This window comes from Bacillota bacterium, from assembly GCA_024655925.1.
Lineage (GTDB): Bacteria > Bacillota > DTU025 > DTU025 > JANLFS01 > JANLFS01.
On sequence record JANLFS010000155.1, the window covers coordinates 1 to 4,347 of the forward strand.

At 58.5% G+C, this 4,347-nt stretch carries 5 protein-coding genes; all 5 read right to left on the minus strand.

Going from position 1 to position 4,347, the window contains the following annotated elements; genetic code table 11:
• The coding region (locus NUW23_15155) for a UbiD family decarboxylase (GenBank protein MCR4427496.1) at window positions 1-456 on the minus strand (456 nt) is incomplete at its 3' end.
• Between the two features lie 37 nt (window positions 457-493).
• Window positions 494-2,056, minus strand: coding sequence for an ABC transporter substrate-binding protein (locus NUW23_15160; GenBank protein ID MCR4427497.1), 1,563 nt, complete (start codon window positions 2,054-2,056; stop codon window positions 494-496).
• A 14-nt stretch (window positions 2,057-2,070) separates the two neighbouring features.
• Window positions 2,071-2,892, minus strand: a complete 822-nt coding sequence (locus NUW23_15165; GenBank protein MCR4427498.1) for an ABC transporter permease — start codon at window positions 2,890-2,892, stop codon at window positions 2,071-2,073.
• Window positions 2,893-2,928: 36 nt separating this feature from the next.
• Window positions 2,929-3,849 (minus strand): ABC transporter permease, encoded by a 921-nt coding sequence (locus tag NUW23_15170; GenBank protein ID MCR4427499.1) that lies wholly within the window; start codon window positions 3,847-3,849, stop codon window positions 2,929-2,931.
• Window positions 3,850-4,153: 304 nt separating this feature from the next.
• On the minus strand, window positions 4,154-4,347 hold a 194-nt coding region (locus NUW23_15175), incomplete at its 5' end, for a hypothetical protein (GenBank protein MCR4427500.1).

Consider the following 4,347-nt stretch of genomic DNA (forward strand, 5'->3'; position numbering starts at 1 on the left):
TGCCGCCACGGGCACCGTGAAGTAATGCCCACCGTCCAGCTCGTGGAATCTCAAGATGGGGTAACGACCCAGATCCACGTCGTCACCCCTCAGCACAACTTCCCTGACCGGGGCCTCAGCCGGGTCCACAACCTGGAAGTCCAGGGGGTTGCTGGCCCGTCTCGACACCTCCTGGGTGAGGGATATCCCCACGTCCCCGGGACTCATCCCCAGCGCGACCGCGATGGAACGCCTGTCGGCCATCAGGTTGATGGCCACCTTGTGGCCCGGTTCCCCCTGAAGGTTGCACACGTTCGTGAACAGCGCCGCGGGAAACCGCCCCTTCCGCTCCAAGTGCTCCAAGACGGCGCTGACCTCGAACTCAGGAGACACCTCGCGATTGACGCACACCAGGCCGCGCGGGAACAAGTCCTGCAATCTGGCCAGATAAGCCCCAAGGGATTGCGAGTCGTGCATCACCCTCGATCCTCCCCTCGCGCTTGACCGCGGTCCCCTACTTGGCCACCCACGTCTTGGACAAATCGAATACCTCCATCGGGTGTGCGACGAAGTCGTGCACTTTGCTCGTGGTCGCGTAGATACCCTGCATGTAATATATGGGTATCGCCACGGCATCGTCTATCAATACCTTCTGAATTTCCCAATAGAGCTTCTTGGACGCCTCGGGATCCGTGACCTTCACGGCCTCGTCAATCAACGAGTCCAACGCGGGATTTTTGTAGTTTGACCAGTTGGCCTTGCTCGCAGAGTGGAAGCAACCGGTGAAATACGAATCCGGATGTTTGGAGAACGCCCACCCTATGAGCCACATCTGCTGCTCGTGCCTGGCCAGGGCGTCAACATAGGAGCCGTATTCCATGACCTGAATCTTGAGCTTGACGCCGACCTTGGAGAGTTGCCCCTGGACCACTTCGGCTATCTGCCTGTCCTTGAGGTAGCGGCCCTCGGTGGTCCACATCGCCAACTCCAGGCCATTGGGGTACCCGGCCTGGGCCAGCAGCTGCTTGGCGAGCTCCTGGTCGAACTTGTTCTCGAGAGGGGGATCGGTGGGCATAACCTCGGGCGGGATCAGCCCGAAAGACGCTTCTCTGGCGAGCCCCTCGAGCGTGTGTGCGCATATCTGCTTGCGGTCTATCGCGTGCGCGATGGCCTTCCGGACGTTCTTATCCTTCAGCACTGGATCACCGCAGTTGAACCCCACCCAGAATGTCCTCATTTGCGGGGACATGATGACGAGGTAATTCGGATCGTTCTTGAGTCCCGCGACCTCATGAGGGGGCACGTTCTCTATTACATCGAGCTCGCCGCTCTTGAACGCCAAGAGCCTGGTTGTCTCGGAAGGAATCGGCCGGAAGATCACCTTTTCCAGCTTCGGCGGGGTACCCCAATACTTGTCATTCCGAACCAGGGTGACATGGTCGTTCGGAACCCACTCCTCGAGTTTGAACATCCCGGTGCCGACGGGATTCTTATAGATGTCCTCACCATATTTCTTAAGAGCCTCCGGACTGTAGACCACTCCAATCGGCTGCGCGAGGTTAGTAAGGAACGGGGCAAACGGTTTGCTCAATGCGAATTCGACTTTGTATTCGTCCAACACCTTGACCGATGAGATCGCGCCATAGAAACGGCTTCCTTTGAGCGCCTTCGCCGTCCTCTCGAAATTGACCTTGACGGCCTCTGCGTTGAATGGCGTTCCGTCGGTGAAAGTGACGCCCTTGCGAAGGTCGAATACGTATGTCGTATCGTTCACCTGCTGCCAAGAGACCGCGAGCCTGGGTAGAAGCTGCTTCATTTCCACGTCCATCGTAACCAGCGTGTCCAGCACGAGGTCCCCGACGAGGAGATCCATGGTGCTGCGATAGTTAGGTAGGTCGAATGTCAACACGTCTGTGCCTGTACCTATCCTCAGCACCCCGCCTCTCGCTTCCTCGCCCTCCTTCTGCGGTGTCGCGGGTTTCTCGGCAGTCCGTTGTCCGCACCCGATCGCCACACAAGCAACGGCCGACAGTACAACAGCGGTTAAGACGACTTGCAGAAACCGTTTCGCTGTCACCTGGCTCACCCCTCCTACTTTAGTCTTGGGTCAAGGATGTCTCTGAGGCCGTCACCGAAGAGATTGAAACCCAACACCAGTATCGCCGTGAACAGTCCGGGAAAGAAACTCATGTGAGGCTCGGTCGTCAGGTATCCCTTGGCCTCGTTCAGCATTAGCCCCCACTCGGCGCTCGGGGGTTGAGCGCCCAGCCCGAGGAAACTGAGGCCGGACGTATGTAGTATGGCACCCGCCAACTCCAGTGTCGCCAGCACGATTATCGGGGCGGCGACGTTGGGCAACACGTGCCTGACCACTATCCACGAGTCGGTGGCTCCCATGGCCCTGGCCGCCTCTATGTATTCGACATCCCGAATGGCGAGTACCGATCCCCGCACCACACGGGCAGTCCTCGGCATGCTAGCCACCGCGACCGCGACGCACGCCTTCCACAAGCCCGGCCCGAGGATCGCCGCCATGAGTATGGCGAGCAGAAAATATGGAAAGGAAAGCAGAATGTCAATGAATCGCATGACCACGCTATCCACCCAGCCGCCGTAGTAGCCGGAGACTATCCCGAGGAACGTCCCAACGACGGTGCTTAGAGCCACGCTGAATCCGCCCGCCAACAGGGTCAGCCGGGACCCGTGGATGATCCTGCTGAGAATGTCCCTACCGAAAATGTCGCGCCCGAAGGGGTGTTCCCTTGTCGGCTTCTCCCTCTGGTGTTCGAGGCTCTGGTCCGTCGGGTCATGCGGGGATATGATCGGCGCAAAAAGGGCCACCAATCCCATCACGATGAGAATGGCCAGCCCCAAGATAGCGTTCCGATCCCTCTTGAGACGTTTCCAGAACATGCCCCCCGCCCCGATCCTCGAATCGTTCTATGTCGCTTACTCGTACCTGATCCTCGGGTCCAAGAACGTATAGAGTACGTCCACGACCAGATTCACTACTGCGAAAACCGATGCCGCCAAGATAGTGCAGCCACGGATGACGGGGTAGTCGCGCGAATACACGGCCATTACGAGGGTCCTGCCGAGCCCCGGTATCGCAAACACCGTTTCGGTCATCACGGATCCGCCAATCAGGGAGGCGAACTGCAGCCCGACCACAGTCACCACAGGGACAAGCCCGTTGCGAAGGGCGTGGCGCCTGACCACGGTCCCGCCCGGAAGCCCCTTGGCCCGCGCAGTCCTCACGTGATCCTGTCGGATGACCTCCAGCATGCTCGAACGCGTGAGTCTGACGAACAGGGCCAGGGGGAACGTGGCCAGCGTCAGACACGGCAGAACTGCCTGACGCCACGAGCCCCAGCCTGAACTGGGAAGAATCCGGAGATACACGGAGAAGAGGTATATCAGCAGGAGGCCCAGCCAGAATGTGGGGATAGAGACGCCTGCCAACACGCCCAATCTTACCGTACTGTCGAGGACGGAGTACTGCCTGACCGCCGAGATCACTCCGATCGTCACGCCGATGACGGCGGATACAGCTACGGATATCGCCGCAACCTGTACACTGACGGGGAATGCGCGTCCGATTTCCTCCACGACGGGCCTACGAGTGCGAAACGAGTTTCCCAGGTCGCCCTTCAATAGGTTCTGAAGAAACCTAACGTACTGCACGTGCAGGGGCAGATCCAAGCCCATTTCCTTCATGAGTTTGGCGACATTCTCGGGGGTCGCGTCCTGACCCAGCATTATCTCGGCCGGATTCCCGGGGGCCAGGTTCATTGCCCAGAACACGACGACTGTTACGGCCAGCAAGAGTACGACAGTCTGAAGCAGCCGCTTCAAGACGTACTTAAGGATCTTCAGGTTCGTGGAGGTTTCCTCCTCAAGGCGAATGTCTCCCCGTCCGACAACCGCCCCTCACAAGAAGCCTTCTGCTACCTACCGACTATCAGAGACTTCGTCCCTCCGGAAACCCTGCAAAAGCGCTGTTAATTCTCTCCACTGATTAATACTGTACATTAACACATTCTGCCTGTCAATCGTGACTTCATACAAGAGTGGGAAATAAAGTATGGGGTCAGGCAAGAATGCGAGCACCGCGCACAGGTACCTCTGGCACGCGGCTCACCCTCAAGTCCCGGAGGGCATTTAGTTCGAGCGCTCAGGGCTCAATCACCGACGAATAATCTGGGTCGCGGCCCTTACGTTCCGAGTCGAAAAGCAGATTCAGTTCTTCCCACACCCACCCACCACCACACCCCTGAGGCGCGCCGGCAGCCTTATAGTTTGAGTCTCGGGTACCCGAGTTCGACAGTGTCTGGGCACACGAGATGGTATACAAAAATGAAAGGGCCA

What these genes read in the sequence shown, in the direction of transcription:
- NUW23_15165 (MCR4427498.1), bottom strand. Translation starts at nt 2,892, where the DNA reads ATGTTCTGGAAACGTCTCAAGAGGGATCGGAACGCTATCTTGGGGCTG.